This is a genomic window from Mesorhizobium qingshengii, from assembly GCF_027563465.1.
GTDB lineage: Bacteria > Pseudomonadota > Alphaproteobacteria > Rhizobiales > Rhizobiaceae > Mesorhizobium > Mesorhizobium qingshengii_A.
Genome location: NZ_JAPFQA010000004.1, coordinates 136,082 through 162,899 on the forward strand (window position 1 = coordinate 136,082; position 26,818 = coordinate 162,899).

Genomic DNA, 26,818 nt, shown 5'->3' on the forward strand with positions numbered 1-26,818 from the left:
CTGGGCCACAGCTGCGAATTGGAATCGCAAATCGATTGAAAGGCAGTGATTTGCATGGTCGGCTTGACCCTGCAAGCACAGGCCATAAAAGGAACAGCCGACCGAGGGATGCTTCCGCATGTTCACCAAGATTCTGATTGCCAATCGTGGCGAGATTGCCTGCCGCGTCATCAAGACGGCGCGCAAGATGGGCATCGCCACCGTCGCCGTCTATTCCGATGCCGATCGCGACGCCGTGCATGTCGATATGGCCGACGAGGCGGTTCATATTGGACCTTCGCCCGCCGCGCAGAGCTATCTGCTGCCTGAAAATATAATTGCCGCCTGCAAGGCGACGGGCGCGCAGGCCGTGCATCCCGGTTATGGCTTCCTGTCGGAACGGGCTGCCTTCTGTGAGGCGCTGGAGGCGGAAGGCATCGTCTTCATCGGCCCGAAACCCAAGGCCATCAAGGCGATGGGCGACAAGATCGAATCAAAGAAGTTCGCCAATGCGGCGAAGGTCTCGACGGTGCCCGGCTGGCTCGGTGTCATCGAAAATGCCGACCATGCCGAGAAGATCGCCGGCGAGATCGGCTATCCCGTGATGATCAAGGCCTCGGCCGGCGGCGGCGGCAAGGGCATGCGCATCGCCTGGAGCCAGTCGGAAGTGCGCGACGGTTTCGACCGGGCACGCTCGGAGGCCAAGAGTTCGTTCGGCGATGACCGCGTCTTCATCGAGAAGTTTGTCGTCGATCCGCGCCATATCGAGATCCAGGTGCTGGCCGACGCGCATGGCAATGCGCTCTACCTCGGTGAGCGCGAATGCTCGATCCAGCGCCGCAACCAGAAAGTGGTGGAGGAGGCGCCGTCGCCATTCCTCGACGCCAAGACCAGGAAAGCCATGGGCGAGCAGTCGGTGGCGCTGGCCAGAGCGGTCGACTATCAGAGCGCCGGCACGGTCGAATTCATCGTCGACAAGGACAAGAACTTCTATTTCCTTGAAATGAATACACGATTGCAGGTCGAGCACCCGGTGACGGAGCTCGTCACCGGCATCGATCTGGTCGAGCAGATGATCCGGGTGGCCGCGGGTGAAAAGCTCGCCTTGAAGCAGAGTGATGTGAGGCTGAACGGCTGGGCGGTGGAAAGCCGACTCTACGCCGAGGACCCGTACCGCAATTTCCTGCCCTCGATCGGCCGGCTGACGCGCTACCGTCCGCCGGAGGAAGGACAGTTCGGCGACATCGTCATCCGCAACGACACCGGCGTCACCGAAGGCTCGGAGATCTCGATGTTCTATGATCCGATGCTCGCCAAGCTGTGCACCTGGGCGCCGACGCGCATCGAGGCCATCGACGCCATGTCGGAAGCGCTCGACAGCTTCATCGTCGACGGCATCGAACACAACATCCCGTTTCTGGCGGCACTGATGCAGCATCCGCGCTGGCGGGACGGGCGGATATCGACGGCATTCATCGCCGAGGAATATCCCGACGGCTTCGCGCCCGTCGTGCCCGATGGCGAAGAGAAGGCTGTTCTGGCGTCGATCGCCACCGCGGTGGAACTGCTGCGCCGCGACCGGCTCGACCGGCTGGGCGGGCGCCTGGCGCCACATTCGGGCGCGCTCAAACGCGACTGGGTGGTGAAGATCGGTGAGGGCTATTTGTCGGCGTCCATCCTCGAAGGCATGATTTCCATTCCGATGGAAATCGATCTGTCGATCGAGGGTGGCAAGGCGCTGACCGTTTCATCCGACTGGCGGCCGGGCGACCTGATCTGGCGTGGCACGGTCGGCCAGCGCAAGGTCGCCGCTCAGATCAGGCCTGTTGCCAATGGCTTTCGCATCGCCTGGAAGGGCATGTCGGTGACCGCGCGCGCCATGCTGCCGCGCATTGCCGAGCTTGAGAGGCTGATGCCGGAAAAGGTGGCACCGGACACGTCGAACATGCTGCTGTGCCCGATGCCTGGCCTCGTCGTGTCGATCGCAGTTGCCGAGGGCCAGGAGGTCAAGGCCGGCGAGACGCTGGCCGTGGTCGAGGCGATGAAGATGGAAAACGTGCTGCGCGCCGAACGCGACCTTGTCGTCTCGAAACTCAACGCCAAGCCGGGCGACAGCCTGGCCGTCGATGCGGTGATCATGGAATTCGCCTGAGAGATTGTCTGGAAACCCTGCTCTGGCGGCCATCTGATGGCGTTTTCTGCGCTTCCCCGTTCTACTGCGTCGCAGTAGAACTGAGCTCACGGACCCAAATGTCCGCTGCGCTCCGGTTCTCGAAACCACCACCATGACTCGCCAGATCGAATTTCGAAACACTTTCTGAGACGAACTGCGGGGCGGGGCTCGGCAAGTCTGTGGTCAGAGGTCGTTTGCGCTGGACTGGCATCGCCCGGTCCCGGACAATACATCTCCATCGACTCAAGTCCTTCAGGCAGTACGAAAAACCATGGCGGATGACAGACTTCCACGCGATCCCCTGAAGCGCGAAGCCGCGATAGCGGCCGCGCGGCCAGAAGCGCCGGCGCGGCCCTTCATCCATCTGCGCGTGCATTCGGCCTATTCGCTGCTGGAAGGCGCCTTGCAGATTGGCAAGGTGGTGGCTCACGCGGTCAAGGACGAGGCCCCGGCGATTGCCGTCACCGACACCAACAATCTGTTCGGCGCGCTGGAGTTCGCGCAGAAGGCGGTGAAGGACGGTATCCAGCCGATCATCGGCTGCCAGGTCGCGCTCGCCTTTTCCGGCGAGAACAGCGACGGACAGCGCGACCGCAGACGGCAAGGTCCGGAGATGCGTCCGGTGGTCCTGATCGCCGCGACCGAGGCCGGCTATTCCAATCTGGTCAGGCTGGTCAGCCGGGTTTATCTCGAAACACCGCCCGGCGAGGCGGTGCACCTGACCACTGAAATGATGGAAGGCCATTGTGACGGGCTCATCTGCCTCAGCGGCGGGCCGCGCGGGCCGATCGGAATTGCGCTCAAGGAAGATCGCCGCGATCTTGCCGAGGCACGGCTTTTGACCCTCAAGACGATGTTCGGCGATCGGCTCTATGTCGAACTGGATCGGGTTTCGGGTTACGATCGAGTGATCGAGAAATCCTCGGTCGATCTCGCGTATGCCCACGAATTGCCGCTTGTCGCCACCAACGAGGCGTTTTTCTCGGCGCGCGACGATTACGAGGCGCATGACGCGCTGATCGCCATCGCCGAGGGCTCGGTCGTCGCCGCCGACAATCGCCGCCGGCTGTCGCCGGACAATTTCCTGCGCAGCCAGGCCGATATGGCCAGGCTGTTCGCCGACCTGCCGGAGGCGGTCGACAACACGGTCGAGATCGCGCTGCGCTGTTCCTATTATCCGAAGAACCGCAATCCGATCCTGCCGCGCTTTACCGGCGGTGATGTCGCCGATGCCGATGCCGCGGTGAAAGCGGAAGCCGACGAACTGGCCCGCCAAGCGCATGAAGGGCTGGAAGCACGGCTCGCCGCGCATGGTCCCACCCCGGGTTATACGATCGAGCAGTATCGCGAGAGGCTGAATTTCGAGCTCGGCATCATCGAGAAGATGAAATTCCCCGGCTACTTCCTGATCGTTGCCGACTTCATCAAATGGGCCAAGGCGCAAGGTATCCCGGTCGGGCCCGGCCGCGGTTCGGGTGCGGGGTCGCTGGTCGCCTATTCGACGACCATCACCGATATCGATCCGCTGCGCTTCTCCCTGCTGTTCGAACGTTTTCTCAATCCGGACCGCGTGTCGATGCCCGACTTCGACATCGACTTCTGCCAGGATCGCCGCGAGGAAGTAATCCGCTACGTCCAGCAGAAGTATGGTCGCGACCAGGTTGGTCAGATCATCACCTTTGGTACGCTGCAGGCCCGCGCGGTGCTGCGCGACGTCGGCCGTGTGCTGCAGATGCCCTATGGCCAGGTCGACAAGCTCTCCAAGATGGTGCCGCAGAACCCGGCCAATCCGGTCAAGCTCGCCGACGCCATCGCCAACGAGCCGCGCTTCGCCGAAGAGGCCGAGAAGGAGCCGATCGTCCAGACGCTGCTCGACATGGCGCAGAAGCTCGAAGGGCTCTATCGCCACGCTTCGACACACGCCGCCGGCATCGTCATCGGCGACAGGCCGCTGTCGGAGCTGGTGCCGATGTACCGAGATCCGCGCTCGGACATGCCTGTCACCCAGTTCAACATGAAATATGTCGAGCAGGCCGGGCTGGTGAAGTTCGACTTCCTCGGCCTGAAGACGCTGACCGTGCTGGAGACGGCGGTGAAACTGATCCGCCGCCGCGGCATCGAGATCGACCTGGCGACGATACCGCTCGACGACCCCGAAACCTACGCCATGCTGTCGCGCGGCGAGGTGGTCGGCGTGTTCCAGGTGGAAAGCGCCGGCATGCGCAAGGCGCTGATCGGCATGCGGCCCGACTGCATCGAGGACATCATCGCGCTGGTGGCGTTGTACCGTCCGGGCCCGATGGAGAACATCCCGACCTACAACGCCAGAAAGCATGGCGAGGAGGAGATGGCGTCGATCCATCCCAAGATCGACCATCTGGTCAAGGAGACGCAAGGCGTCATCGTCTACCAGGAACAGGTGATGCAGATCGCGCAGGAACTGTCCGGCTATTCGCTCGGCGAAGCCGACCTTCTGCGCCGCGCCATGGGCAAGAAGATCCGCGCCGAGATGGACAAGCAGCGCGAGCGCTTCGTCACCGGCGCGGTGGAGCGTGGTGTCGGCAAGCCGCAAGCCGACTTCATTTTCGACCTGCTGGCCAAGTTCGCCGACTATGGTTTCAACAAGTCGCACGCCGCCGCCTACGCGGTGGTCTCGTACCAGACCGCCTACCTCAAGGCGCACTATCCGGTCGAGTTCCTGGCGGCGTCGATGACGCTCGACATGGGCAACACGGACAAGCTCGCCGACTTTCGCCAGGACGCGCTGCGCCTCGGCATCGAGGTTCTGGCACCGTCGGTGATGACGAGCTTCCGCGCTTTCGAGGTGGGCGAGAACCGCATCTACTATTCGCTGGCGGCACTCAAGGGCGTCGGCGACGCGGCGGTCGAGCACATTGTTGCCCAGCGTGGCGAAAAACCGTTCAAGAACCTTGCCGATTTCTGCGAGCGGGTCGATCCCAAGATCGTTGGCAAGCGTGTCTTCGAAAGCCTGATCATGGCCGGCGCGCTCGACTGCTTCGGCCACGACCGCGCTTCCATGATGGCAGGCGTCGAGCGCATGATGGGGCTGGCATCGCTGGCGCAACAGAACGCGGTGTCCGGCCAGCATGACATCTTTGGCGCCTCGCTCGGCGCCCAGTCGCAGGCGCTCAATCTGCCGGCGACGGACCCGTGGCTCGCCGCCGACCGGCTGCACCGCGAATTCCAGGTGGTCGGCTTCTACCTCTCCGCCCACCCGCTCGACGAGTACAAGGCGGCGCTGCAGAAGATGCGGGTGCAGAACTGGGCGGAATTCTCGGCCGCCGTCAAGCGGGGCGCCGCCGCCGGGCGTCTGGCCGGCACCGTCACCACCAAGCAGGAGCGCAAGACGCGCACGGGCAATAAGATGGGCGTCGTGGCCTTTTCGGATACGTCGGGCCAGTATGAAGCCGTGCTGTTTTCGGAAGGGTTGGCGCAATATCGCGACCTGCTCGAGCCCGGCCGCTCCGTCGTCATCACCGTTTCGGCCGAAGACAGGCCGGAAGGCGTCAACCTGCGCATCCAGACCGTGCAGTCGCTGGAGGATGAGGCAAGCCGTATCCAGAAGGCGTTGCGCATTTTCGTGCGCAGCGCGGCGCCGATCAACACGCTGGCTGGCCAGCTTGCCGTCAGGGGCGAGGGCCAGGTGAGCTTCGTGCTGATCAAGGAAGAAGGCGAGGGGGAAATCGAGATCGAACTGCCGAACCGCTACCGGATTTCGCCGCAGATCGCCTCGGCGATGCGCGCGGTGCCTGGCGTGGTCGAAGTGGAGCTGGTGTGATCACCACTCTTTCCGGCAAGCGGAAGTTCGCCGGGCGGCTCTTGCCGCACTCGCCATGCAGCGCGGGTCGCAACGGCATGGCCTGACGCGGTACCCCTGCAAGGCCTGCTGGGCATGTTCTCGACATACCCGACGAAGGCATCTGACCAGCAGCAAGGCTAAGACGCTGCTACTTCCGCTGGTTTTGCCGACTTCCGCTGCAGATTGAGCAGGTTGCCCATCAGGATCAGCAATGCGCCGGCGGCGGTGAAGGCGTCGATGCGCTCCTGATAGAGCAGCCAGCCGATCAGCGCCGACAACGGCACGCGCAGGAAATCCATCGGCGAAATGACGGTGGCGTCGGCATAGCCAAGCGCGCGGGCCATGCAGAAATGGGACGACATGCCGCTGAAGGCGATCAGCAGGATCCATGGCCACAGCTCCGGTGGCGGGTTGCGCCACGCATAGAGCGCCGGCACGAGGCCGACCACCGACTGGATGATCAGCATCCAGAAGATGATGCGCACGACGCTATCCGTCCGCGTCAGCGATTTGACCATGACCACCGAGATGCCGAAGCAGACCGCGGCGCCGAGCACGACGAGATGTCCCGGATCGACCGAACCGGCACCGGGGCGAACGATGATCACCACGCCGATCAGCCCCAGCACGATCGCCGCAAGCTTCGGGCGGGAGAGCCGTTCCCCAAGGAAGCCGACCGCCAGGAGGGCCGTCCAGATCGGCGTCGTGAACTCGATCGAGATCAGCACGGCCAGCGGGATCAGCGTCAGGGCGTAAAGCCAGGCCGCCTGGCCGGTATAGTGGATGACGTTGCGGGCGATATGGGCGACGGGGCGCTGCGTGCGCATTGCCGCGAAGCCGCCGCTCATCATCACCAGCGGCAGAAGGATGAAGAAGCCGATCACCGAGCGCAGTTCCAATACCTGGAAGACGTTGAGCTCGGCCGTCGTGGCGCGGCCGGCGACCGACATCGCCAGGAACGAGGCAATCGACAGCGCCATCCAGAACGCGGCCTTGGGGAGGGAGGGGGTGGGTGCCATGCCCGCTATGTCGCAGGCCGGAGCTCCTGCCGCAATCGCTAGCCGCTGCATTCTTCTGGGCCAGCCAGCGTTGCGAAACACCCATGTTGCCGACGGAACCTGATACGGCAAGGGGCGTTGAGTCCCAATATTCGCCCGTGCTTTGCGGAACAACGCCGACAAGGAGAGCTTTCCATGAGACCATTCGCGCAATTCGCGCTTGCGGGCTGCCTTTTGGTTGCCGCGGGCGCGGCTCATGCCGACGAGACCAAATTTCTCCAGTCGTTCAAGGGCAACTTCGCCGGCAAGGGCACGGTCCAGGTAACCACCGACGTGCCGAACGTTGGCGTAACTTGCAGCTTCAAGTCGAACGCGACCTCAACCTCGCTCTCGCTGGATGGCAGTTGCCGGGGTCTCGTCGTGTTGACGCGGGCCATCAGCGCCAACTTGAAGGTCACGGATGCGAAATACAGCGGCGTCTATGTCGGGTCTCGTACGGGGCCGGCACAGCTGAACGGCAGCCGTTCGGGCAATGCGATCAATCTCGGCATCCGCTGGGCCAAGGAGGTCAATGGGGATCGCAAGGCGCGGATGACGGTCGAGAAGAGAGGCGAGAACGGGATCCGGCTGACAGTCACCGACACCGACCCGAAAACCGGCAAGAACGTGGTGACGAGCCGTATCGATTTGACACGGACCTGACGGTTCAATCTTCCAATGGTTCCGGCGGATGGGCGTCCCGGCCCTTGCCGAACGTATAGCCGGTTTCCACCGCCTTGCGGCCGAACTTGTCGCGCAAGGCATCGATGGCGCCTTCCGCCATGGCGCGCTTGCGCGCCTGGACGTCGACCAGGTCGGGCGGATCGGCCTTGTCGTCGCCCGAGAGGTCGCTGACGCCGATGCCGAGCAGCCGATATTTCGTGCCGTCCGTTTCCTTGCGCAGAAGCTCGACCCCGGTCTGAAAGATGCGGTCGGCGAGCCGGGTCGGGTCGCTGAGCTGGCGGTTGCGTGTGCGGAGCTTGAAATCCTGGGTCTTCAGCTTCAGCACCACGGTGCGCCCGGCAATGCCGGATTTCTTCAGCCGTGCCGAGACTTTCTCCGAAAGCCCTCTCAGCACAGCGACAAGCTCATCCAACGAAGCGATGTCGGTGTCGAAGGTGGTTTCGGCCGATACGCTCTTGGCATCCTGGTCGGGATCGACGCGGCGGACGTCCTCGCCGCGCGACAGGCGATAGAGCCGGTCGCCCATCGTGCCGTAGCGGCGCATCAGGTCGCCGCGATCCATCTGCTGCAACTGGCCGATGGTGCGGATGCCGTCACGCTCCAGCGTGGCGTTGAACGCCTTGCCGACCCCCCAGATCATGGTCACCGGCTGCGTTGCCAGAAAGCCGACCGCCTCTGCCTCGCCGATGACCGAGAAGCCGCGCGGCTTGCGCAAGTCCGAAGCTATCTTGGCGAGGAACTTGCAATAGGACAGGCCCGCCGAAACGGTGATGCCGATCTCCTTCTCTACAGCCAGCGCGAATCGCGCCAGCACCACCGCCGGCGGCAGCCCGTGCAGCCGTTCGGTGCCGGCGAGGTCGAGAAACGCCTCGTCGATCGACAGCGGCTCGACCAGCGGCGTCAACGCCTGCATCATGGCGCGCACCTCGCGGCCGACGCGCACGTATTTTTCCATGTTCGGGCTGATCACGACCGCGTCGGGACAGGCTTCGAGCGCCTTGAACATCGGCATTGCCGAGCGGACGCCCTGGATGCGGGCGATGTAGCAAGCGGTGGAGACGACGCCACGCTTGCCGCCGCCGATGATCAGCGGCTTGTCCTTCAGTGCCGGGTTGTCGCGCTTTTCGATCGCGGCGTAGAAAGCATCGCAGTCGATGTGTGCGAGATGCAGCCGGTACAGCTCCGGATGGCGCGCCAGCCTGGGGCTGCCGCAGCGCTCGCAGCGCCTGACGCCGCCGCGCTGAAAAGTCAGGCAGTCGCGGCAAAAACCGTGATCGGGATTGTTGACAGGGGCCGCCATCGCTGCGAACATAAAGAGAACAGAAGCAATGGTACGACAGTGCAAGGCCAGCGACAAGGCTGGCCTGGGGAGAACGCATGAGCACGACCATAGCGCCGCTGGCGCCCGAACTTTGGGCGGATTTCGAGGACCTCTTCGGCAAGCAGGGTGCCTGCTATGGCTGCTGGTGCACGCATTTCCGGCTGGCGCCAGCGGTGCGCCGCGAGAGCAGCCGCGAGCGCAACAAGGACCATATTAAGGCGCGCATCGAAGCCGGCCCACCGCCTGGCCTGCTGGCATTCGAGGATGGCAAGGCGGTCGGCTGGATGCAGATCGGACCACGCGCCGACGTGCCCGAATGGAACAATCAGGGCAGGGGGTCGGCGCCGGTCGATCCTGCCGACGCCACGGATCCGGCCGTCTGGGCGATCTCCTGCTTCTTCATCCGCACCAGGGCGCGCGGCAGGGGCATCACGCACCGCCTCGTCGAAGGCGGCATCGACTTCGCCCGCAAGAATGGCGCGCGGCTGGTCGAGGCTTGCCCGATAGATCTGTCGAGGGATTCGCGTTCGATCGGGCTGTTCGTCGGCTCGTCACGGGTCTTCGAGAAGGCCGGGTTCGAAAGGCTTGTGGAACGCAAGGCGGGCCGGCCGTTGATGCGGCTGGTGCTGTAGCAGTCGCCCGTGATCAACAGCCCGTCTTGCGGCTGTGACAGGATTTCCTTACCAGTGGTGGAAACGGCTTTGACAGCCGCGATAGAGTGGAGCACCGACATGAAGCGCGTTTTGCCATTTGTTTTGCTTCTTTCCTGTGCTGCACCGGCCTTGGGCCAGACGGTCGACAGTCAGGGCGCCAAGCAGCTGTCCGACAATCTGGCGCGCTATTTTGGCAAGCAGCCGTTCGATATTGGATTCGTAAAGGTTTCAGTCGAGGGTGACTCCTACAAGCTCTCGTTCGACTTCAAGCCAGTCGCGGACATGCTGGCGAAGCAGCAATCCTTCAAGTTCGACCTCACCCCTTACTTCATGTTGGTCAAGCCACGCAAAGACGGCCAGTGGGACGTTTCGGCGGACGTATCTCCGAAAGGATCTGTTGATTTCGTCAGTCCCGAGGGGCCACAGCACATCGGTTTCTCCATCTCGAACAACAAGTTCACCGGAACGTATGACCCTGATCTGGCCGCTTTCGCGAGCGTTTCGGGTTTGACATCGGGCATGAGGATCAACTCAAACAGCGCGCTACAGAGCGCGGAAGTCACAGTGGATGCCGGTTCTGGCAGTATGACGGCGACGAAATCCGCGAATGGCGGCGTCGATTTTACTTATTCGCAGACAATGACTGCCTTTGCCGAGAGCGTCAGACTGGACGATCCCAAGAGCGGTCTGAAAGTCTCGTACAAGGTCAAGTCGCCGCAAGCGTCGGTGCAAGCCAGCGGCAAGGGCTTACAGACAAAGCCACTGCTCGACCTCCTGGCATTCGCCGTGGCCAATGAGAACGAGACGACGCTGAAGGCCAACCAGGCGCAGCTCAAGTCGCTTCTGCGTGCTGCGCTGCCTATATGGGAGCGTATCGACGGAACCTATGGCTTCAAGGAACTCACGGTAGAGAGCCCGATCGGCAATTTTGGCGCGGCGCAGTTCAGCACCGCGTTCGGAACCGATGGTGTCGTCCAGAACGGCAAGCTCACCTATGGTATCAAGGCGTCGGGGCTGACCGTGCCGCAGCAGCTTTTGCCAAGCTGGAGTGCGGCGCTGCTGCCCACCGATATCGACCTGAATTTTGGTGGCGCCAACATCGATCTTGACAGCATGGCGAAGAAGACGATCGAAGCCTTTGATCTCCATCAGGATCCGCCGTTGTCGCCTGATTTCGGCGACCAGCTCAAAGCCGACTTCATGGCCAAGACGCCAAAGGTCGTCCTTGGCCACAGCACCGTGAAGAATAAGGACATGGAGATCGCGCTGGAAGGCGAGATGACGAGCTTTGGCGAGAAGCCCGACGCCAACCTCACGGTCGATGTCGCGGGCTATGACAAGATCGTGGCGGCTCTGCAGACGGCGGCCAAAACCGAACCGGAAGCGGCCCAGTATTTTCCTTTTGCACTGGCCATCAAAGGATTTGCCAAGACACTTCCAGATGGCCGGATGGAATGGGTGATCAAGGTCAAGGCTGACGGGTCCGTCGCCGTCAACGGCGCCATGCTGAAGCCGGCCGATCCGCCCGTGGACGACAGCGTCAACGACGATAACAGCGGCGACGACAGTGGAGACGACAATGGCGGGGCAGGGGCAAAACTGAGCCCTTGAGGGGGACAGCCCTAAAGGCCCAGCGCGCCCGCGATCTTGGGCGCGGCCTCATGCCAGTCCTGGACGACGACGATGTCGTCCGGCACCGGCGGCAGGAACGCGCGCAGCGAATTGTCGGCCATCAGATGGAACAGATGCGCGTCCGCAACCGAGCCGCGCGCCGACAGGAGATTGTGCGGCTGGTCGTCGACGAAGGCTATGCGCCGGCCCTTGGCGCCGCGCAGCTTGGCCAGCGCCGGCCCCTTGGCCATTTCGGTGGTCAGGAGCGGGTAGTTCAGGCCGAGCGCATCCAGGTGGGCGCGGCGGGTGGAGCGATGCCTGTGTGGCATGGCGGTCAGCAGGATGATCTCGGCCCTGTCGCCTAGACCTGCCAGCGCGTCCGCGGCGCCGTCGGTTATGCTCTGCCAGTCGGCCTGCGCATCGAAGAATTCGCCGAGAAGCGCGGTTACCTCCGCCTGTTCGATCAGCCGGCCACTTTCCGTTTCGGCGATATTGCCGGTCAGCCGGAACGAGGCCAGAGTCAGGCCAAAGCCGCGCGATTTGAGGAAATGCGGGAACGGGCGGATGAATTCGAGCACGACGTCATCGACGTCGAGCACCAGCAGAGGCCGGTCGTCGGCAGCCAGTTCCTCGATCTGTCGCGCGGTTTCGGGATCATCGCTCATATGGAATGCTCGTGGTTGTCGTCGCCCAGCGGCAATGCGCGCAAAGCCTTGCCGACGGCCGCGGGCGGCGTGCCGGTTTCCTCGGCAAAGCGCATCAGGGTCGGCTCGTGGGCGAGAATGAACTGCAGAACACCGGCCAGGAATCCCGGCTCGCTGGCGGCTTTGCGGATCGAATGCGCCTCTATGCCGGTGATCGCCAGGAAACGCGGCAACAGCTCCGGATCGGAGGCGACAAAGCCCAGGGCCTTCACGGCAATGTTTTCCGCCTCTTCGCGCATTGACGCTGCGTTTGCCATCACTACCTTCGGTGTGTGGAATGAGTCTCTCCCGCAGTAATGGCAAGACTGGCTTGCGGCAAGCCATTACGGCGTGGCGCGCCTTTGGACGCGTTGGGGGCGAGGTGGAATTCGCGCTGTTTCTCAACCGCAGATTTCCGTTTCGTCAATCATATTGCCGTAAAGTGAAGCAGGGTTGGTGCGCTCCGGGAAGGCGCGCATGACGGCCACCTTCGAGCGGAAGGACGGCCGGGACGGGATGTCGATGCCTAAGAAGGTCATGATCGTCGAGGACAACGAGCTCAACATGAAGCTCTTTCGGGACCTCATCGAAGCAAGCGGCTACGAGACCGTGCGCACCCGCAACGGTCTGGAAGCGCTCGATCTGGCGCGTCAGCACCGGCCGGACCTCATCCTGATGGATATCCAGCTGCCCGAAGTGTCGGGACTGGAGGTGACCAAATGGCTGAAAGAGGACGACGAGCTGCACGTCATCCCGGTCATCGCGGTGACCGCCTTCGCGATGAAGGGCGACGAGGAACGCATCCGCCAGGGTGGCTGCGAGGCCTATATTTCCAAGCCGATCTCGGTGCCGCGTTTCATCGAGACCATCAAATCCTACCTGGGCGACGCCTGATGTGCCCTTTCAGCCGAGCCGGAGCCTTGTGAAATGACTGCGCGGATCCTCGTCGTCGACGACATCCCTGCCAATGTGAGGCTGCTGGAAGTCCGGCTGCTGGCCGAATATTTCGAAGTGCTGACTGCCACCAACGGGCCGGATGCGATCGAGACCTGCGAGAATGGCAAGGTCGATGTCGTGCTGCTCGACGTGATGATGCCCGACATGGACGGGTTCGAGGTCTGCCGGCGGCTGAAGAGCGACCCGGCGACGTCGCACATCCCGGTGGTGATGATCACCGCGCTCGACCAGGTCTCCGACCGCGTGCGCGGGCTCGAGGCCGGCGCCGACGACTTCCTGACCAAGCCGGTCAATGACCTGCAACTGATGACGCGCGTCAAGAGCCTAGTCCGGCTGAAGTCGCTGACCGACGAGTTGCGGCTGCGCGCCTCGACCACGCGCAACATCGGCATCGAGGAGCTGCTGAGCCGCAATTTCGCGTCGGAAGACACCATGCCGAAAGTGCTTTTGATCGACGAGCGCAAATCATCCGTCGAGCGTATCCAGAAGATGCTGCGCGACCGCGCGGACCTCGACATCGCCAGCGATCCGCATGCCGGCTTCTTCCAGGCCGCCGAGACGCCCTACGAATGCGTGATGATCTCGACCGCCTTTGCCGATTTTGACCCGCTCAGGCTTTGCTCGCAGTTGCGCTCGCTCGACCGCACCCGCTTCATGCCGATCATCCTGCTGGCGGAGGAGGGCGAGGAGGAGCGCATCATCCGTGGTCTCGAACTCGGCATCAACGACTATCTGATGCGGCCGATCGACCAGCAGGAGCTGACGGCGCGGTTGCGCACCCAGGTGCGCCGCAAACGCTACAATGACCAGTTGCGCGCCAGCGTCACCCAGACGATCGAAATGGCGGTAACCGACGGCCTGACCGGGCTGCACAACCGTCGTTACCTCGACAGCCATCTGCAGACGCTGTTCGACCGCGCCGTGGCGCGACGCCGGCCGCTGTCGGTGATGATCACCGACCTCGACCGCTTCAAGGCGATCAACGACACTTACGGCCATGACGGTGGCGACGAGGTGTTGCGGGAATTCGCGCGACGGCTGCGCAAGAATGTCCGTGGCATCGACCTTGCCTGCCGTTTCGGCGGCGAGGAGTTCGTCGTGGTGATGCCGGACACCGAGGGCGGAGTGGCCGAGAAGGTCGCCGAGCGCATACGCGCCGAAATCGCCCACGCGCCTTTTGCCATCGGCTCGGATGGCAAGACGATCGAGGTTACCGTCAGTGTCGGCGTGTCGTCGGTGCTGAAGGGGGTGGATACGGTGGCGGCGCTGATGAAGCGCGCCGACCTGGCACTCTACGAAGCCAAGAGCGGCGGCCGCAACCGCGTCGTCGCCAAGGCGGCGTGACGGCCAGCCCCGATTATCCAGTCAACCCGACAGGGTTACCTATTTACCTTAATCCAAGCGATTCGCGAGCCTTGGTTAAGAAACTGTTGATTTTCATAAGCTCTTGCGCAAGTGTGCTGGCCATAGAAGAGGGCGAGGCCGGCACGAGGGTAGACAGCCGGCTCGATCCCAAGAATACCCCATGATGCTCAGGTCCGCCGCATCTCCTGGGTCCGTGGGGTCGGCCGGCCGGCGCTGGCACATAGTGGCCTCCTCGTACCGCTGCCAAACGCCGACCGGCCCCCTTTTCTCCAGATCAAGACGTAAGGATTCCGTGCCAAGCCCCGGAAGACGTGGGGGTTTTCATGTGCGCGAGATCTGAATGGCGTTTCACCGGATCGTGGTGGCTTCAGCCGCAAATGGCGATCGAAGCCGGCTGGCGCGACCGCCGAAACGCATTGCCTCGCAGTCTTCAATAGGCTGAAGGCAGGCTGGCTCCTGACAACCGGTTGACAGGAGTTTCCATCTATGCAGAAATTGGTTGGACCATTGGACCACTTGGAGGATTTGTGGACCAGAACAGCCTGCCACCGATTCAGACGACGGCGCGTGATGACGCCGTGCTGAAGGCGTTGGTGGGCTTTGTCGGCGCCGAGGCCTTGCGGCCCGGCGAAAAGCTTCCGACCGAGCGTATCCTGGCCGAGCGGTTGAAGGTCAGCCGCAACACGGTGCGCGAGGCGCTGACGCGCTGGGAAGGGCTCGGTCTCGTCGAGCGCCGGCAAGGCAGCGGCACCTATCTCAAGGCGGCTGTGTCACCCGACATGCTGCACATGCCGCTGACGCTGTCGGGCGGCAACGACTTCACCAGCCTGATGCAGACGCTTGAGATCCGCCGCGCCCTGGAAGCGGAGGCAGCGGCACTGTGCGCCGAGCGGGCGAGCCCGGCCGACATTGCCGAGATCGAGCGCAAGCTCGACATCATGGAGCAGGCGTTCCGCACGCGCGATGGCATGTCGGCGGAAGAAGACTGGGAATTCCACCAGGCGATCTATCGGGTCTCGGGCAATCCGCTGTTCGAACAGATCATCGCGGCCATGCACGAGCTGTTCCACCGCTTCTGGGAGCATCCGCTCGGCGTGCGCGACTTCGGCCACGCCAGCTTCCCCTATCATCGCACCATCTACGAATGCATCGCCGCGCGCGATCCGCAAGGCGCCCGCGCCGAGGCGCTCAAGCTGATCGCCACCGTCGAGGACGATCTCAAGCGCGGCGCCGCCAAACTCAAACTTTCGAGCCAGACATGAATGAGCATCCATCGGGTTTCGATCACGACTATCTCGCCGAGGCGGCGACGCTGCTGGCGCATGACGAACCGTTCCCCGGTGGCGCGGTGGTGCCGCCGATCTACCAGACCTCGCTGTTCACCTTCGCCAACTATGCCGAGATGGCCGACACCTTTGCCGGCAAGCGCAGGCAACCAATCTATTCGCGCGGCGACAATCCGACGGTAATGGAGTTCGAGGCGCGCGTTGCCGCGCTCGAGGGTGCCGAGGCCGCGCGCGGCTTTTCCAGCGGCATGGCGGCGATCAGCGCCACTGTGCTTGCCTTCGTCGGGGCGGGCGAGCGCATCGTGGCGGTGCGCAACTGCTACGGCGATGCCTACAGGCTGTTCGAGCGGCTTCTGCCGCGGCTCAACATCAAGGTCGACTATGTCGATGGTTCCGACCCGGATGCGGTTGCGGCAGCACTTCCCGGCGCCAAGCTGCTCTATCTGGAAAGTCCGACCTCGATGATGTTCGAGCTGCAGGACCTGCCGCATCTGACCCGGCTGGCCAGGGAGCAGGGCATCGTCACCACGATCGACAATTCGTGGGCGACGCCGGTGTTCCAGAAGCCGATCGCGCATGGCGTCGACCTGGTGCTGCACTCGGCCTCGAAATATCTCGGCGGCCACAGCGACACCGTCGCCGGCGTGGTGGCGGGCTCCGCCGCCCATATCAGGCACATCAACGAGCAGACCTATTCCTATCTCGGCGGCAAGCTGTCGCCGTTCGAAGCCTGGCTGCTCTTGCGAGGTCTGCGCACGCTGCCGTTGCGCCTGCCGCATCACATGAAGAGCGGCCTGACCATCGCCGAACGGCTGAAGGCGCATGCCAATGTCGAGCGGGTCAATCATCCGGTCTATTCGAACCACCCGGGCAAGGCGACGCTGGCCGGCTATGCCGGACTGTTCTCCTTCGAGGTGACGGACGATATCGACATCCCCGTCTTCATCGACGCGCTGAAATATTTCCGCATCGGCGTCAGCTGGGGCGGGCATGAAAGCCTGGTCGTGCCGGCCAAGGCGTCGCTGGAGCAGACGCCGGGACTGAATTCGATGGCGCGCTTCGGCGTCAGCCCCCGAACCATCCGCTTCAATGTCGGATTGGAAAGTGTCGAAGACCTCTGGGCGGATGTCGCCCAGGCCTTCGAAAAAGCCAGAAAATAACAAGCGGGTTCAAAATGGGAGTCTTGAACATGAAGAAACTGACCGTCATGCTTGCCACCGTTGCGGGGCTGGCGATTTCCGCCGGGAGCGCGCTGGCCGATTCGACCCTCAAGATGGTCGAAGTCATCACCAGCCCGCCGCGCACCGAATTCCTGAAAAAGCAGATCGCCGAGTTCGAGGCGGCCAATCCCGGCGTCAAGGTCGAGCTGATCTCGCTGCCCTGGGGGCAGGCCTTCGAGAAATTCCTGACCATGGTGCAGGCCGGCGATACGCCCGACGTGGTCGAGATGCCGGAACGCTGGATGGGCCTCTATGCCAACAATGCCCAGCTCGAGGATCTTGGGCCCTACATGGCCAAGTGGGACGATGCCAAGACACTCGGCGACCGTGCCAAGCAGTTCGGCTCGACGGTCAACAACACGCAGTTCATGATCCCCTATGGCTACTATGTGAACGCGCTGTTCTGGAACAAGAAGCTGTTCAAGGAGGCCGGCCTCGACGGACCGCCGGCGACGCTTGACGATTTCATCGCCGACTCCAAGAAGATCTCGGCCTTGCCGGGCAAATATGGCTACTGCCTGCGCGGTGGGCCGGGCGCCTTCAACGGCATGCACATGTTCATGAACATCGCCGCTGGCAAGGGCGGTTACTTCAACGAGGACGGCACCTCGACCATCAACGACGAAGGCTCGGTCAAGGGCCTGCAGATGTTGGCCGACATGTACAAGGACGGACTGGCGCCGAAGGATGCGGTGAGCTGGGGCTTCAACGAGACCGTCACCGGCTTCTATTCCGGCACCTGCGCCATGCTCAACCAGGATCCGGACGCGCTGCTCGGCATTGCCGACAAGATGAGTGCCGACGATTTTGCCGTGGCGCCGATGCCGGTCGGGCCGAGCGGCAAGTCCTATCCGACGCTGGGCTATGCCGGCTGGGCGATGTTTGCCAACTCGCAGCACAAGGACGACGCCTGGAAGCTCATGGCGACGCTGCTGTCGCCGAAGGACAATCTGGAATGGGCCAAGGAAGTCGGCGTCGTCCCGATCCACAAGGGCGCCGACCAGGATGCCCATTTCAAGACCGAGCAGTTCAAGGGATGGTTCACGGAGCTGAGCGACACCTCCAAATATGAAATGGTGACCCCGCCGACGCATCTGGAGAACCTTGGCAATTTCGTCGACCAGGTGGCGATCAAGAACTTCCAGGAAGTGCTGCTTGGCCAGAAGACGGCCAAGGACGTCGCAGACCAATGGGCTGCCTTCCTGACCAAGGAACAGCAGGACTGGCTGGCGAAGAACAAGAAATAACGCCTTCTTCCTTCTCCCGTTTCACGGGGAGAAGGTGGCCCGATAGGGCCGGATGAGGGGCAGGCCAAGCATTTCAAGGCTCGCGCCGCTCCTCATCTGCCTGCCGGCATCTTCTCCCCCGTGAACGGGGAGAAGGACGCTTGTTGCCTATCCCGATGCTTCCTGGAGCCGGTCCGCAGCCCATGACTTATGCCGTGTCCGAAATACGATCCGCCGGCAAGCCGCGTCGCAAGCGGCTATCCCACGCCGCTATCGAGCCATGGCTCTATCTCAGCCCGGCGATCATCCTGCTGATCGTGGTGCTTTTGGTGCCGCTGGTCATCGGCATCAGTTATTCGTTCCGCAAGTTCTCGGCTTTCAAGTCCGAATATGTCGGGCTCGGACAGTATCAGGCGATGCTGTCGGATCAGGTGCTGGGGCAGGCGCTGGTCAACACCTTGTGGTGGACGGCGGCCAGCCTGTTTTTCCAGTTCTTCCTCGGTCTCGGCCTGGCGCTGCTGCTCGACAAGCCTTTCCCGGGTCGCAAGGCGGTGCAGGCGCTGGTGTTCCTGCCCTGGGCGGTGCCGTCCTTCCTTTCGGGCCTGACCTGGGCCTGGCTGTTCAATCCGATCATCGGGCCGCTGCCGCATTGGCTGTTCGCGCTGGGGCTGAAGGCAGAGCCGACCAACATTCTGTCCGATCCTTCAACCGCCATGTGGGGGCCGATCATCGCCAATGTCTGGTTCGGCATTCCTTTCTTCGCCATCACGCTTTTGGCGGCGCTGAAATCCATTCCATCCGAGTTGCACGAGGCAGCGGCGATCGACGGCGCTTCTCCCTGGCAGCGCTTCACCAAGGTCACGCTGCCGTTCCTGGCGCCGACCATCGCCATCACCGTCATGCTGCGCACCATCTGGATCGCCACCTTCGCCGACCTGATCTTCGTCATGACAGAGGGCGGACCGGCCGGCTCGACCACCACGGTGCCGGTCTACATCTATGTCAGCGCCTTCAAGTCGCTGGACAAGGGCTATGCGTCGGCGGTGGCCGTGCTGCTGCTCGTCCTGCTCATTGCCTATGCGATTGCGCTGATCGGCATCCGTCGCACACTGGTGAGGCACGTCTGATGATCGCAGGACGTTCAGCCTCGCAGCGCTTCCTTGGCGGCATCGGCCTCTATGCCGCCATCGCCGCCTATGTGATCTTCGCCCTGTTTCCGATCTACTGGACGCTGAAGATCTCGGTCACGCCGGAGCGGCTTCTCTATTCCGAAGGCATCACTTTCTGGCCGTCGCAAATGACGTTGCAGAACTTCGTCACTGTGCTCGATGCCACCGATTTCCCGCGTTATTTCCTCAACAGCGTCATCGTCTCGGTATCGACCGCGGCCCTGGTGACGGTCGTTGCGACGCTCGCCGGTTACGCCATGTCGCGTTTCACCTTTCGCGGCAAGGCGGCGCTGGCGCTGATGCTGCTTTTGACCCAGACCTTTCCGCTGGTGATGGTCATTCCGCCGATCTACCGCGTGATGGGACAGATCGGTCTGATCAACAGCCTGACCGGGCTGATCATCATCTACACCGCCTTCAACACCGCCTTCGCCACCTTCCTGATGCAGTCCTTCTTCGATGGTATTCCGAAGGACCTGGAAGAGGCGGCAATGATCGACGGCTGCACGCGTGCACAAGCGATGCGCAAGGTGATCGTGCCGCTGACGCTGCCGGGCATGGGTGCGACGCTGGGGTTTGTCTTCACCGCCGCGTGGAGCGAGCTTTTGTTCGCGCTGATGCTGATCTCCAGCGACGACCAGAAGACCTTTGCCGTCGGCCTGCTCACCTTCATCGGCAAGTTCGCCGTCGACTGGGGGCAGATGATGGCGGCGTCCATCCTGGCGCTGATCCCGGTCTGCATCTTCTTCGCCTTCCTGCAACGCTATCTCGTCACCGGCCTGACCGCCGGCGCCGTCAAAGGATAGATCGATGGCCTCTGTTACGCTCGAAAAAGTCCGCAAGGACTATGGCGCCGTCCGCGTCCTGCACGCGGTCGACCTTGAGATCGCCGACGGCGAGTTCGTCGTCCTCGTCGGGCCGTCCGGCTGCGGCAAGTCGACTTTGCTGCGCATGATCGCGGGGCTGGAAGAGGCTTCCGGTGGCGAGATCCGCATCGGCGAGCGGCTGGTCAACGACGTCGCGCCGAAGGACCGCGACATCGCCATGGTGTTCCAGTCCTACGCGCTCTATCCGCATATGGATGTGTCGAAGAACATGGGCTTCAGCCTGCTCCTGAAGAAGGCGGAGAAGACCACGATCGACGCGCGGGTGGACGGCGCCGCCAAGCGGCTCGGGTTGGACACCTTCCTGCAACGCCTGCCGCGGCAATTGTCCGGTGGCCAGCGCCAGCGCGTCGCCATGGGGCGCGCCATCGTGCGCGATCCCAAGGTGTTCCTGTTCGATGAGCCGCTTTCCAACCTCGACGCCAAGCTGCGCGTCCATATGCGCGCCGAAATCAAGGCGCTGCACCAGCAATTGAAGACGACCTCGGTCTATGTCACCCACGACCAGATCGAGGCGATGACCATGGCCGACCGGATCGTCGTCATGCATGACGGGATGATCCAGCAGGTCGGTGCGCCGCTCGATCTCTATGACCGGCCGGCCAACATGTTCGTCGCCGGCTTCATCGGCTCACCGGGCATGAATTTCCTGCCGGCGACGGTTCGCAACGGCGGGAAGTCAGAAGCGGTGCTGGCCGACGGCCAGACACTGCGGCTGCCGGACGGCCTGCCGCTGAAGGATGGCGACGCGATAACCGTCGGCCTGAGGCCCGAGCATATCCGGCTGGCGGATGACGGTGCGCTGCAGGGCGAGGTGGTGGTGGTGGAGCCGCTCGGCCTGTCGACGCAGTTCTATGTCAAGCTGGCCGGCCAGCTGCTTTGCGTCTTCGCCATGGGCCGTGCCGGCGTGAAGCCCGGCGACATCGTGCGGCTGTCAGCCGATCCGGCCTCGCTGCATCTGTTCGATCCGAAAGGCGGCGATCGCATCGGCTGAGGGAACTCAGCCCGGGCTGAGGGCACCCCAGCCCACGGTGCTAACAAAAACGCCGCCCAATGGGCGGCGTTTTTGTTTGCGGAGGGCAAACCCAGATTACTTGATCTTGGTTTCCTTGAATTCGACGTGCTTCTTGGCGACCGGGTCGTACTTGCGGAACGACAGCTTGTCGGTCTTGGTGCGGCTGTTCTTGCTGGTCACGTAGAAGAAACCGGTGTCGGCGGTCGACAGAAGCTTGATCTTGATGTTTGCGGCTTTGGCCATGATATCAGTCCATTAATGTTCGTGGAGTTTTGGCCGCTGGAGCACGGGCAAACACCCGGACGCGGGAAACTTGGCGCGACACATAAAGAACGCGCCCGGAAAGTCAAGCCCGGCGGAGTTGATGTGGCCCGCCGCGGCCGGAAAACGGCTTCAAATCATGCTGTTTCCGCCTCGGGCGCGGCGACCTTCTTCCAGTCTCCGGTCGTGTTCCACCAGCGATTCGGATTGGCGCGGTCGTCCAGTCCCTTGGAACGGCTGGCAAGGATCGGCTGGAGGCGGATCACCGGTTCCTGATAGGAGTGGGCCTGGAAAATCGCTTCGACGACACGGGCGGCCAATGCCTGGTCGTCGGGCAGTTCGAACGAAACCTCCACCGTGCCAGGGCGTCGCCGCAATTCGGTTTCGGCACCGGCGGCAGCACCGTCGAGTGGCCTGTAGCGCTCGATGCCATGCGCCGACTGATAGGCGTTGCGGTCATACTTGCCCATGACCAGCGGCGCTATCGCTACCACCGCATCCATGATGCGGTCGACATCGGCGGCCGGCGCCTGGAAACTCACAAGCAGGAGCAGTGTCATTCGCAACGAAGTGGTTTCAAAGCCGCTGTCGATCATGGGAGTGTCCTCAACTTCAGGTGTCTTGAGGCAACTTTATAGCCGGGGGCTGCTGACATGGTTCTGTCAGCAGCCTGCCATCACGCCACTGTGGAATGCGGCGGCTCGGTCGCGCTACAGGACAATCTTGCGGATCAGCCTGACGCAGACGAGGGCTACATAGGCGGCGAAGAACAGGCCGAGCGACCAGCCGAAGCCGGACGGACCGAACGCGTCCATGCCGATGCCGATCGCCTGCGGGCCGAGCACCATGCCGACGCCATAGCAAAGCACGAAGGCGGCATTGGCGGATGCCAGTTCGTGGCCGGAAAGCTGCGAGCCGAGATGGGCAAGGCCGATCGTGTACATGGCAGCGACGACACCACCCCAGACGAACAGAAGCGCGGCCATCAGGTGCCAGTTCTCGGCGAAGAAGGGCATGAAGATCGTGCCGGCAAGGCCGACAGTGGCGCAGGCCAGCAGCAGATAGCGGCGGTCGCTGACGCGGTCGCTGATCATGCCGATGGGGATCTGCAACAGCACATTGCCGAGACCGATCATGGTCAAGAGAAGGGCCGCGTCGGCTTCGGAATAGCCGATGCGGTTGCCGTAGACCGGGAACAGCGCAAAGCCGCCGGTTTCGACCGCGCCAAACACCAGCACCGCGGCGGTCGCCGTCGGCACCAGCCAGATGTAGCGGAGGAAGTTGCTTGTCTCGCCGTCGGAGACGATCGTCGGGCTCTCATTGCGCGCCGCCAGCACGGGTATCGCGGCCAACGTCACCAATCCGATGATGACGCCGAAAGGCCTGAAGCCGGAGCTGCCGAGATGGGCGAACAGCCACGGTCCGGCGGCAAAGCCGAGCGACAAGACAGTGGCGTAGATGCCGAGGACAAGGCCACGCCGGTGTGGCGGCGCCGAGGTGCTGATCCAGAATTCCGACAGGATGAACAGCACCGTCAGCGCGATATGCAGCACGATGCGCAGTGGGAACCACATCCAGAAATCCGGCGCGAAATGGAAGCCGACAAACGCCAGGGCGCCGGCGGCAATCATGGCAATCATGGTCCAGGCGACGCCGAACCGCATGGCGAGCGGTGTGGCCAGCGGCGCACCGGCGATCGATGCCAGGCCAGCGACGGCCGTGTTGAGGCCGATCATCGAAGCCGAATGGCCACGCGTTTCCAGGATGACGCTGAGCAGTGGCATGCCGAGGCCGATGGCGATGCCGACGACGCTGATCGACGAGATCGCCGCCACCATCGGCAGCCAGTGTACGCGCTCGTCGCCCTGTGGTTGGGTATCGACCGTCATGGGATGCTGGACACTCTACAGAAGTTCGCGGGTGAAGCGGTTGCGGACAAGCCGGTAAAAGGGCACCGGGCCGCCCGGACGCAGCAGCGGATCATGGGCGAGCCGTTTTTCCAGCTCGTCCAGGATCATCCGGGTGATGTCGGGAATGTCAGCTTCCCTGGCCTTGGCAAGCGGCAGCCAGACTAGCTCTTCGAGTTCATTGGTCGGACCGCCACCGGGCAGTTCGACCGCGACATCGTCGCGCCAGGCGCTGAAGAACCGCGTGTCGAAACGGCGCACCCGGTTGGGCGGCGTGATGGCGCGCGCGATGAAGCGCAGCATGTCCAGAGAGGGCCGCACGCCGTGTTCGGCAAAGCCTTGCCAATCGGCCCTGGCCGTGGCGAAGGCGCCTTTGCGGCCGATCAGCAGCCCGGCTTCTTCATAGGTCTCGCGGATCGCCGACAAGGCGATGGCGCGGGCCCGGGCCGTGCTCGTGCGGCCGGGACCGGCGAGGAGCTTTGCTTCCTGTTCCGGGTGCAAGGCGGTCGCGATCGGGATGCGGCTGTCGGCTGGGTCGGTACGGCCGCCGGGAAAGACGAACTTGCCTGGCATGAAGGCATGGCCGGCGTGGCGGCGGCCCAACAAGACCAGAACCTCATCGCCCCTGCGGTCGAGAAGGATCAGGGTTGCCGCGTCGCGCGGGCGAATTGGCTGGTCGCTATGAGCGATCATGCTCCGCTCGATCCTGTCGACTTCCGCCTTGGTCATACCGTCCATGCGCAGGACCTAGCGGAAACTTCTGGCAAGCGAAAGTGGCCTTTCACGGTCGGTATGTTGCGCCAGCGCGCGCAGCCGAGCTTGGCCTAAACCCCGGGATGGGGCTCGATCATGTCCTGCTCGCCGCCAAAGCCGTGCATATAGAAGGCCCATTGCAGTCCGATGACGGCACCTTTCACGGGTTGCAAAAGCGCCACCGACAAAAGGATGGTCAACGGCACCCAGATAGCGATGTGCTGCCATGTGGACAAGGTCGATGTCGCCTCCACGCCCATGAAGGCGCCGAGGACGATATGACCGACGATGACGATGACGAGATAGGCGGGCAGGTCGTCGGCGCGATGGTGATGAAGTTCCTCACCGCAGACACTGCATGTGTCGACGGTCTTGGTGAAGGCGCGAAACAGCTTGCCTTCGCCGCAACGCGGGCAGCGGCCGAGCAGGCCGCGCTTCATTGCAGTCCACAGCGGACGGGCAACCCGGCCCGAGTGATGTTCGCCGCCAAAAATCTGTTGTTCCATCATCGTCTCCTGCCGCGCGAACCCGGTCGCGATTGCGACGCACGGGCGCGGCCTTTGGCCTTGTGAAACGACCGCTTGGAGCCGGGCAAAGGCTTCGGATCGGTCAACATCTCGAAGCGCATCGCGCCGGCCATCGGCGCCACCTCGATCAATCGGACCTCGACGCGGTCCGCGAGCTGGTAACCCTTGCCCGAGCGTTCCCCGAACAGGGAGCGGGCCGTTTCGTCGTATATATAGTAATCGCCGTTCAAGGTTGACACCGGTATGAAACCATCCGCGCCATACTGCGGCAATTGGACAAATAGTCCCGATTTGGTGACGCCGGAGATGCGGGCGTCGAACCGGTCGTCCACGCGCTCGGCGAGATAGGCCGCAATCAGCCGGTCGACCGTGTCCCGCTCGGCCGCCATTGCGCGGCGTTCCGTGCCGGAGATCAGCACCGCGACATCTTCGAGCCGTGCCGCTTCGTCCTGCGTCAGCCCGCCCGGACCGAGCCCGAGTGCGGCAATAAGTCCGCGATGCACGATGAGGTCGGCGTAGCGCCGGATCGGCGATGTGAAATGTGCGTAGCGCCTGAGATTGAGGCCGAAATGGCCAATGTTCTTCGGCGAGTATTCGGCCTGGCTCTGCGAGCGCAGCACCACTTCGTTGACCAGTCCTTCATTGTCGGCACCGCGCACGCGCTCCAGGATGCCGTTGAACTGGCTTGGCCGCATCTGGGCGCCGCGCGCCAGCGACAGGCCCAGCGTCTGCAAAAATTCGCGCAGCGATTCCTGCTTGGCCAGCGAAGGCGCGTCATGGACGCGGTAGACCAGATCCTGCTTCTTCGCCTCCAGCGTCTCGGCGGCGGCGACGTTGGCCTGGATCATGAATTCTTCGATCAGTTTGTGGGCATCGAGCCGTTCCGGCACAATGACACGATCGACGGTGCCATCCGGCTTGAGCATGATCTTGCGCTCCGGCAGGTCGAGTTCGAGCGGCTGGCGGCCGTCGCGCCCGCGCTTGAGGATCGCATAGGCGTCCCACAGCGGCTTCAGCACCGTGTCGAGGATCGGTCCGGTCTTGCCGTCCGGCATGCCGTCGATCGCTGCCTGCGCCTGCGGATAGGCGAGCTTTGCCGCCGACTTCATCATGACGCGGTGGAAGGAGTGCCTGATCTTGTGGCCATCGGCGGAGAAGGTCATGCGCACCGCCAGCGCCGGCCGGTCCTGACCTTCGCGCAGCGAACAGAGATCGTTGGAGATGCGCTCGGGCAGCATCGGCACGACGCGATCCGGGAAATAGACCGAATTGCCGCGCTTCAGCGCTTCGCGGTCGAGTGCCGTGCCATAGCGGACATAGGCGGCGACATCGGCGATAGCGACCGTGATGAGCACGCCGCCAGGGTTCTTCTCATCGACATCCGATGTGGCGAAGACGGCATCGTCATGGTCCTTGGCGTCGGCCGGATCGATGGTGACCAGCGGCAGCTCGCGCCAGTCCTCGCGGTGGTCCATCGTTGCCGGCTTGACCGCTTCGGATTCGGCGATGACGTCGGCCGGGAAGATATGCGGGATGTCGTGGGCGTGGATGGCGATCATCGAGACCGCCTTTTCGCTGGTCAGCGAACCCAGCACGTTGAGCACCTTGGCTCTCGGCAGCCCATAGCGGGAGGCCCGCGCCGGCTCGACCTCGACCAGGTCGCCATTCTTGGCGCCGTTCTGGAATTCCTTGTCGACGATCAGCTCCGGCTGGCGCCGTTCCACCGGCTCGATGCGCAGGGTGCCGTCCTGAAGCACGCGAAAGATGCCGAGAACGGCATCGGTGCGCTTCTCGAAGATCTTCATCACCCGGCCGGTATAGGCGGGGCCGGTCGGCTCATCGGTCGGGAAGGTCTTGGCCAGCACGCGGTCGCCAATGCCGGGCGCCGGACCGTTGCCGCCACGCGAGACGCGGATCGAGACCACCGGCGGCTCGCCCGTGCCCACGGCCTCCGCCGGATGCGCCAGCAAAATGCCGTCGCCATCGCGGCCAAAAATGTCGAGCACCGCTACAGGGGGCAGGGCACCGACGCGGGCCAGTCGCTTGCGTTCCTTGGTCAGGACGCCTTCGTCCTGCAGGTCGCGCAAAATGTCCTTCAACCAGATGCGGTCGTCGCCGCGCAACGCGAACGCCTTGGCGATGTCGCGTTTTCCGGCGCGGTCTGGATTTTCGGCGATGTAGCGCAGGATTTCGTCACGCGATGGCCGATAGTCATCCTTGACCCCGGCCCTCGTGTCGGCGGTGCGCGGATCGCCGTGGCTTCTACCGGTGATCCTGCGCGCCACGC

Annotated in this window: 23 protein-coding genes; 13 read left to right on the top strand and 10 right to left on the bottom strand. The window is 63.2% G+C overall.

Annotated elements, in window-relative coordinates; all coding sequences use genetic code 11:
* The first annotated feature begins 118 nt into the window (after window positions 1-118).
* Window positions 119-2,131: an acetyl-CoA carboxylase biotin carboxylase subunit gene (locus tag OOJ09_RS11925; RefSeq protein ID WP_269905405.1), complete on the top strand. Its 2,013-nt coding sequence runs from the start codon at window positions 119-121 to the stop codon at window positions 2,129-2,131.
* A 292-nt stretch (window positions 2,132-2,423) separates the two neighbouring features.
* Window positions 2,424-5,951 (top strand): DNA polymerase III subunit alpha, encoded by a 3,528-nt coding sequence (gene dnaE, locus OOJ09_RS11930; RefSeq protein ID WP_269905406.1) that lies wholly within the window; start codon window positions 2,424-2,426, stop codon window positions 5,949-5,951.
* A 158-nt stretch (window positions 5,952-6,109) separates the two neighbouring features.
* Here the strand turns inward: dnaE and OOJ09_RS11935 are convergent, their stop codons facing one another.
* Entirely contained in the window at window positions 6,110-6,991 is an 882-nt protein-coding gene (locus OOJ09_RS11935; RefSeq protein ID WP_269905407.1) for a DMT family transporter, read from the bottom strand.
* A 174-nt stretch (window positions 6,992-7,165) separates the two neighbouring features.
* Between OOJ09_RS11935 and OOJ09_RS11940 the strand changes: the two genes are divergently transcribed.
* On the top strand, window positions 7,166-7,672 hold the full coding sequence (locus OOJ09_RS11940) for a hypothetical protein (protein WP_269905648.1): 507 nt from the start codon (window positions 7,166-7,168) through the stop codon (window positions 7,670-7,672).
* A gap of 4 nt (window positions 7,673-7,676) precedes the next feature.
* On the opposite strand, the gene OOJ09_RS11945 is transcribed toward OOJ09_RS11940, so the two are convergent.
* Window positions 7,677-9,005 carry a DNA polymerase IV gene (locus OOJ09_RS11945; RefSeq protein WP_269905408.1) on the bottom strand — a complete coding sequence of 443 codons (1,329 nt, stop codon included), beginning with the start codon at window positions 9,003-9,005 and terminating at the stop codon, window positions 7,677-7,679.
* Window positions 9,006-9,070: 65 nt separating this feature from the next.
* Here OOJ09_RS11945 and OOJ09_RS11950 point away from each other — a divergent pair, with 65 nt between their 5' ends.
* Window positions 9,071-9,646 (top strand): GNAT family N-acetyltransferase, encoded by a 576-nt coding sequence (locus OOJ09_RS11950; RefSeq protein ID WP_269905409.1) that lies wholly within the window; start codon window positions 9,071-9,073, stop codon window positions 9,644-9,646.
* Between the two features lie 99 nt (window positions 9,647-9,745).
* Complete coding sequence (locus OOJ09_RS11955) at window positions 9,746-11,278, top strand: hypothetical protein (protein WP_269905410.1); 1,533 nt, start codon at window positions 9,746-9,748, stop codon at window positions 11,276-11,278.
* 11 nt (window positions 11,279-11,289) lie between these two features.
* Here the strand turns inward: OOJ09_RS11955 and OOJ09_RS11960 are convergent, their stop codons facing one another.
* Both OOJ09_RS11960 and OOJ09_RS11965 read right to left on the bottom strand, forming a co-directional pair.
* Window positions 11,290-11,943 (bottom strand): hypothetical protein, encoded by a 654-nt coding sequence (locus OOJ09_RS11960; RefSeq protein WP_269905411.1) that lies wholly within the window; start codon window positions 11,941-11,943, stop codon window positions 11,290-11,292.
* Window positions 11,940-12,239, bottom strand: coding sequence for a DUF3572 domain-containing protein (locus OOJ09_RS11965; RefSeq protein ID WP_269905412.1), 300 nt, complete (start codon window positions 12,237-12,239; stop codon window positions 11,940-11,942). The genes OOJ09_RS11960 and OOJ09_RS11965 overlap by 4 nt, the downstream gene beginning before the upstream one ends.
* Before the next feature lie 199 nt (window positions 12,240-12,438).
* Here OOJ09_RS11965 and OOJ09_RS11970 point away from each other — a divergent pair, with 199 nt between their 5' ends.
* From OOJ09_RS11970 to OOJ09_RS12005, 8 genes are all read left to right on the top strand, one after another.
* Window positions 12,439-12,855, top strand: a complete 417-nt coding sequence (locus tag OOJ09_RS11970; protein WP_269905413.1) for a response regulator — start codon at window positions 12,439-12,441, stop codon at window positions 12,853-12,855.
* Between the two features lie 33 nt (window positions 12,856-12,888).
* A complete protein-coding gene (locus tag OOJ09_RS11975) occupies window positions 12,889-14,262 on the top strand; it encodes a PleD family two-component system response regulator (RefSeq protein ID WP_269905414.1) in 1,374 nt (457 codons plus the stop codon).
* Between the two features lie 548 nt (window positions 14,263-14,810).
* A complete protein-coding gene (locus OOJ09_RS11980) occupies window positions 14,811-15,545 on the top strand; it encodes a FadR/GntR family transcriptional regulator (protein ID WP_091575154.1) in 735 nt (244 codons plus the stop codon).
* On the top strand, window positions 15,542-16,729 hold the full coding sequence (locus OOJ09_RS11985) for a PLP-dependent transferase (RefSeq protein WP_269905415.1): 1,188 nt from the start codon (window positions 15,542-15,544) through the stop codon (window positions 16,727-16,729). Before OOJ09_RS11980 ends, OOJ09_RS11985 begins: the two co-directional genes overlap by 4 nt.
* Before the next feature lie 29 nt (window positions 16,730-16,758).
* Window positions 16,759-18,036 carry an ABC transporter substrate-binding protein gene (locus OOJ09_RS11990; protein ID WP_269905416.1) on the top strand — a complete coding sequence of 426 codons (1,278 nt, stop codon included), beginning with the start codon at window positions 16,759-16,761 and terminating at the stop codon, window positions 18,034-18,036.
* Window positions 18,037-18,218: 182 nt separating this feature from the next.
* Window positions 18,219-19,142, top strand: a complete 924-nt coding sequence (locus OOJ09_RS11995) for a carbohydrate ABC transporter permease (RefSeq protein ID WP_269905417.1) — start codon at window positions 18,219-18,221, stop codon at window positions 19,140-19,142.
* Window positions 19,142-19,990, top strand: a complete 849-nt coding sequence (locus OOJ09_RS12000) for a carbohydrate ABC transporter permease (RefSeq protein ID WP_269905418.1) — start codon at window positions 19,142-19,144, stop codon at window positions 19,988-19,990. Before OOJ09_RS11995 ends, OOJ09_RS12000 begins: the two co-directional genes overlap by 1 nt.
* A 4-nt stretch (window positions 19,991-19,994) precedes the next feature.
* On the top strand, window positions 19,995-21,062 hold the full coding sequence (locus tag OOJ09_RS12005) for an ABC transporter ATP-binding protein (protein ID WP_269905419.1): 1,068 nt from the start codon (window positions 19,995-19,997) through the stop codon (window positions 21,060-21,062).
* A gap of 96 nt (window positions 21,063-21,158) precedes the next feature.
* On the opposite strand, the gene rpmG is transcribed toward OOJ09_RS12005, so the two are convergent.
* From rpmG to rnr, 6 genes are all read right to left on the bottom strand, one after another.
* On the bottom strand, window positions 21,159-21,326 hold the full coding sequence (gene rpmG / locus OOJ09_RS12010) for a 50S ribosomal protein L33 (RefSeq protein ID WP_006201775.1): 168 nt from the start codon (window positions 21,324-21,326) through the stop codon (window positions 21,159-21,161).
* A gap of 155 nt (window positions 21,327-21,481) precedes the next feature.
* Window positions 21,482-21,940, bottom strand: a complete 459-nt coding sequence (locus OOJ09_RS12015) for a hypothetical protein (RefSeq protein WP_091575148.1) — start codon at window positions 21,938-21,940, stop codon at window positions 21,482-21,484.
* A gap of 114 nt (window positions 21,941-22,054) precedes the next feature.
* Entirely contained in the window at window positions 22,055-23,233 is a 1,179-nt protein-coding gene (locus OOJ09_RS12020; protein ID WP_269905420.1) for an MFS transporter, read from the bottom strand.
* 15 nt (window positions 23,234-23,248) lie between these two features.
* Window positions 23,249-23,989 (bottom strand): NUDIX hydrolase, encoded by a 741-nt coding sequence (locus OOJ09_RS12025; RefSeq protein WP_269905421.1) that lies wholly within the window; start codon window positions 23,987-23,989, stop codon window positions 23,249-23,251.
* Window positions 23,990-24,075: 86 nt separating this feature from the next.
* Entirely contained in the window at window positions 24,076-24,510 is a 435-nt protein-coding gene (locus tag OOJ09_RS12030; protein WP_269905422.1) for a DUF983 domain-containing protein, read from the bottom strand.
* Window positions 24,510-26,816: a ribonuclease R gene (gene rnr, locus OOJ09_RS12035; RefSeq protein WP_269905423.1), complete on the bottom strand. Its 2,307-nt coding sequence runs from the start codon at window positions 26,814-26,816 to the stop codon at window positions 24,510-24,512. Before rnr ends, OOJ09_RS12030 begins: the two co-directional genes overlap by 1 nt.
* Window positions 26,817-26,818: the final 2 nt, after the last annotated feature.

Excerpts from the sequence above, each read along its gene's own strand:
- OOJ09_RS11925 (WP_269905405.1), top strand. The coding sequence starts at position 119 with ATGTTCACCAAGATTCTGATTGCCAATCGTGGCGAGATTGCCTGCCGC.
- dnaE (WP_269905406.1), top strand. The coding sequence starts at position 2,424 with ATGGCGGATGACAGACTTCCACGCGATCCCCTGAAGCGCGAAGCCGCG.
- OOJ09_RS11935 (WP_269905407.1), bottom strand. The coding sequence starts at position 6,991 with ATGGCACCCACCCCCTCCCTCCCCAAGGCCGCGTTCTGGATGGCGCTG.
- OOJ09_RS11940 (WP_269905648.1), top strand. The coding sequence starts at position 7,166 with ATGAGACCATTCGCGCAATTCGCGCTTGCGGGCTGCCTTTTGGTTGCC.
- OOJ09_RS11945 (WP_269905408.1), bottom strand. The coding sequence starts at position 9,005 with ATGTTCGCAGCGATGGCGGCCCCTGTCAACAATCCCGATCACGGTTTT.
- OOJ09_RS11950 (WP_269905409.1), top strand. The coding sequence starts at position 9,071 with ATGAGCACGACCATAGCGCCGCTGGCGCCCGAACTTTGGGCGGATTTC.
- OOJ09_RS11955 (WP_269905410.1), top strand. The coding sequence starts at position 9,746 with ATGAAGCGCGTTTTGCCATTTGTTTTGCTTCTTTCCTGTGCTGCACCG.
- OOJ09_RS11960 (WP_269905411.1), bottom strand. The coding sequence starts at position 11,943 with ATGAGCGATGATCCCGAAACCGCGCGACAGATCGAGGAACTGGCTGCC.
- OOJ09_RS11965 (WP_269905412.1), bottom strand. The coding sequence starts at position 12,239 with ATGGCAAACGCAGCGTCAATGCGCGAAGAGGCGGAAAACATTGCCGTG.
- OOJ09_RS11970 (WP_269905413.1), top strand. The coding sequence starts at position 12,439 with ATGACGGCCACCTTCGAGCGGAAGGACGGCCGGGACGGGATGTCGATG.
- OOJ09_RS11975 (WP_269905414.1), top strand. The coding sequence starts at position 12,889 with ATGACTGCGCGGATCCTCGTCGTCGACGACATCCCTGCCAATGTGAGG.
- OOJ09_RS11985 (WP_269905415.1), top strand. The coding sequence starts at position 15,542 with ATGAATGAGCATCCATCGGGTTTCGATCACGACTATCTCGCCGAGGCG.
- OOJ09_RS11990 (WP_269905416.1), top strand. The coding sequence starts at position 16,759 with ATGAAGAAACTGACCGTCATGCTTGCCACCGTTGCGGGGCTGGCGATT.
- OOJ09_RS11995 (WP_269905417.1), top strand. The coding sequence starts at position 18,219 with ATGACTTATGCCGTGTCCGAAATACGATCCGCCGGCAAGCCGCGTCGC.
- OOJ09_RS12000 (WP_269905418.1), top strand. The coding sequence starts at position 19,142 with ATGATCGCAGGACGTTCAGCCTCGCAGCGCTTCCTTGGCGGCATCGGC.
- OOJ09_RS12005 (WP_269905419.1), top strand. The coding sequence starts at position 19,995 with ATGGCCTCTGTTACGCTCGAAAAAGTCCGCAAGGACTATGGCGCCGTC.
- rpmG (WP_006201775.1), bottom strand. The coding sequence starts at position 21,326 with ATGGCCAAAGCCGCAAACATCAAGATCAAGCTTCTGTCGACCGCCGAC.
- OOJ09_RS12015 (WP_091575148.1), bottom strand. The coding sequence starts at position 21,940 with ATGATCGACAGCGGCTTTGAAACCACTTCGTTGCGAATGACACTGCTC.
- OOJ09_RS12020 (WP_269905420.1), bottom strand. The coding sequence starts at position 23,233 with ATGACGGTCGATACCCAACCACAGGGCGACGAGCGCGTACACTGGCTG.
- OOJ09_RS12025 (WP_269905421.1), bottom strand. The coding sequence starts at position 23,989 with ATGGACGGTATGACCAAGGCGGAAGTCGACAGGATCGAGCGGAGCATG.
- OOJ09_RS12030 (WP_269905422.1), bottom strand. The coding sequence starts at position 24,510 with ATGGAACAACAGATTTTTGGCGGCGAACATCACTCGGGCCGGGTTGCC.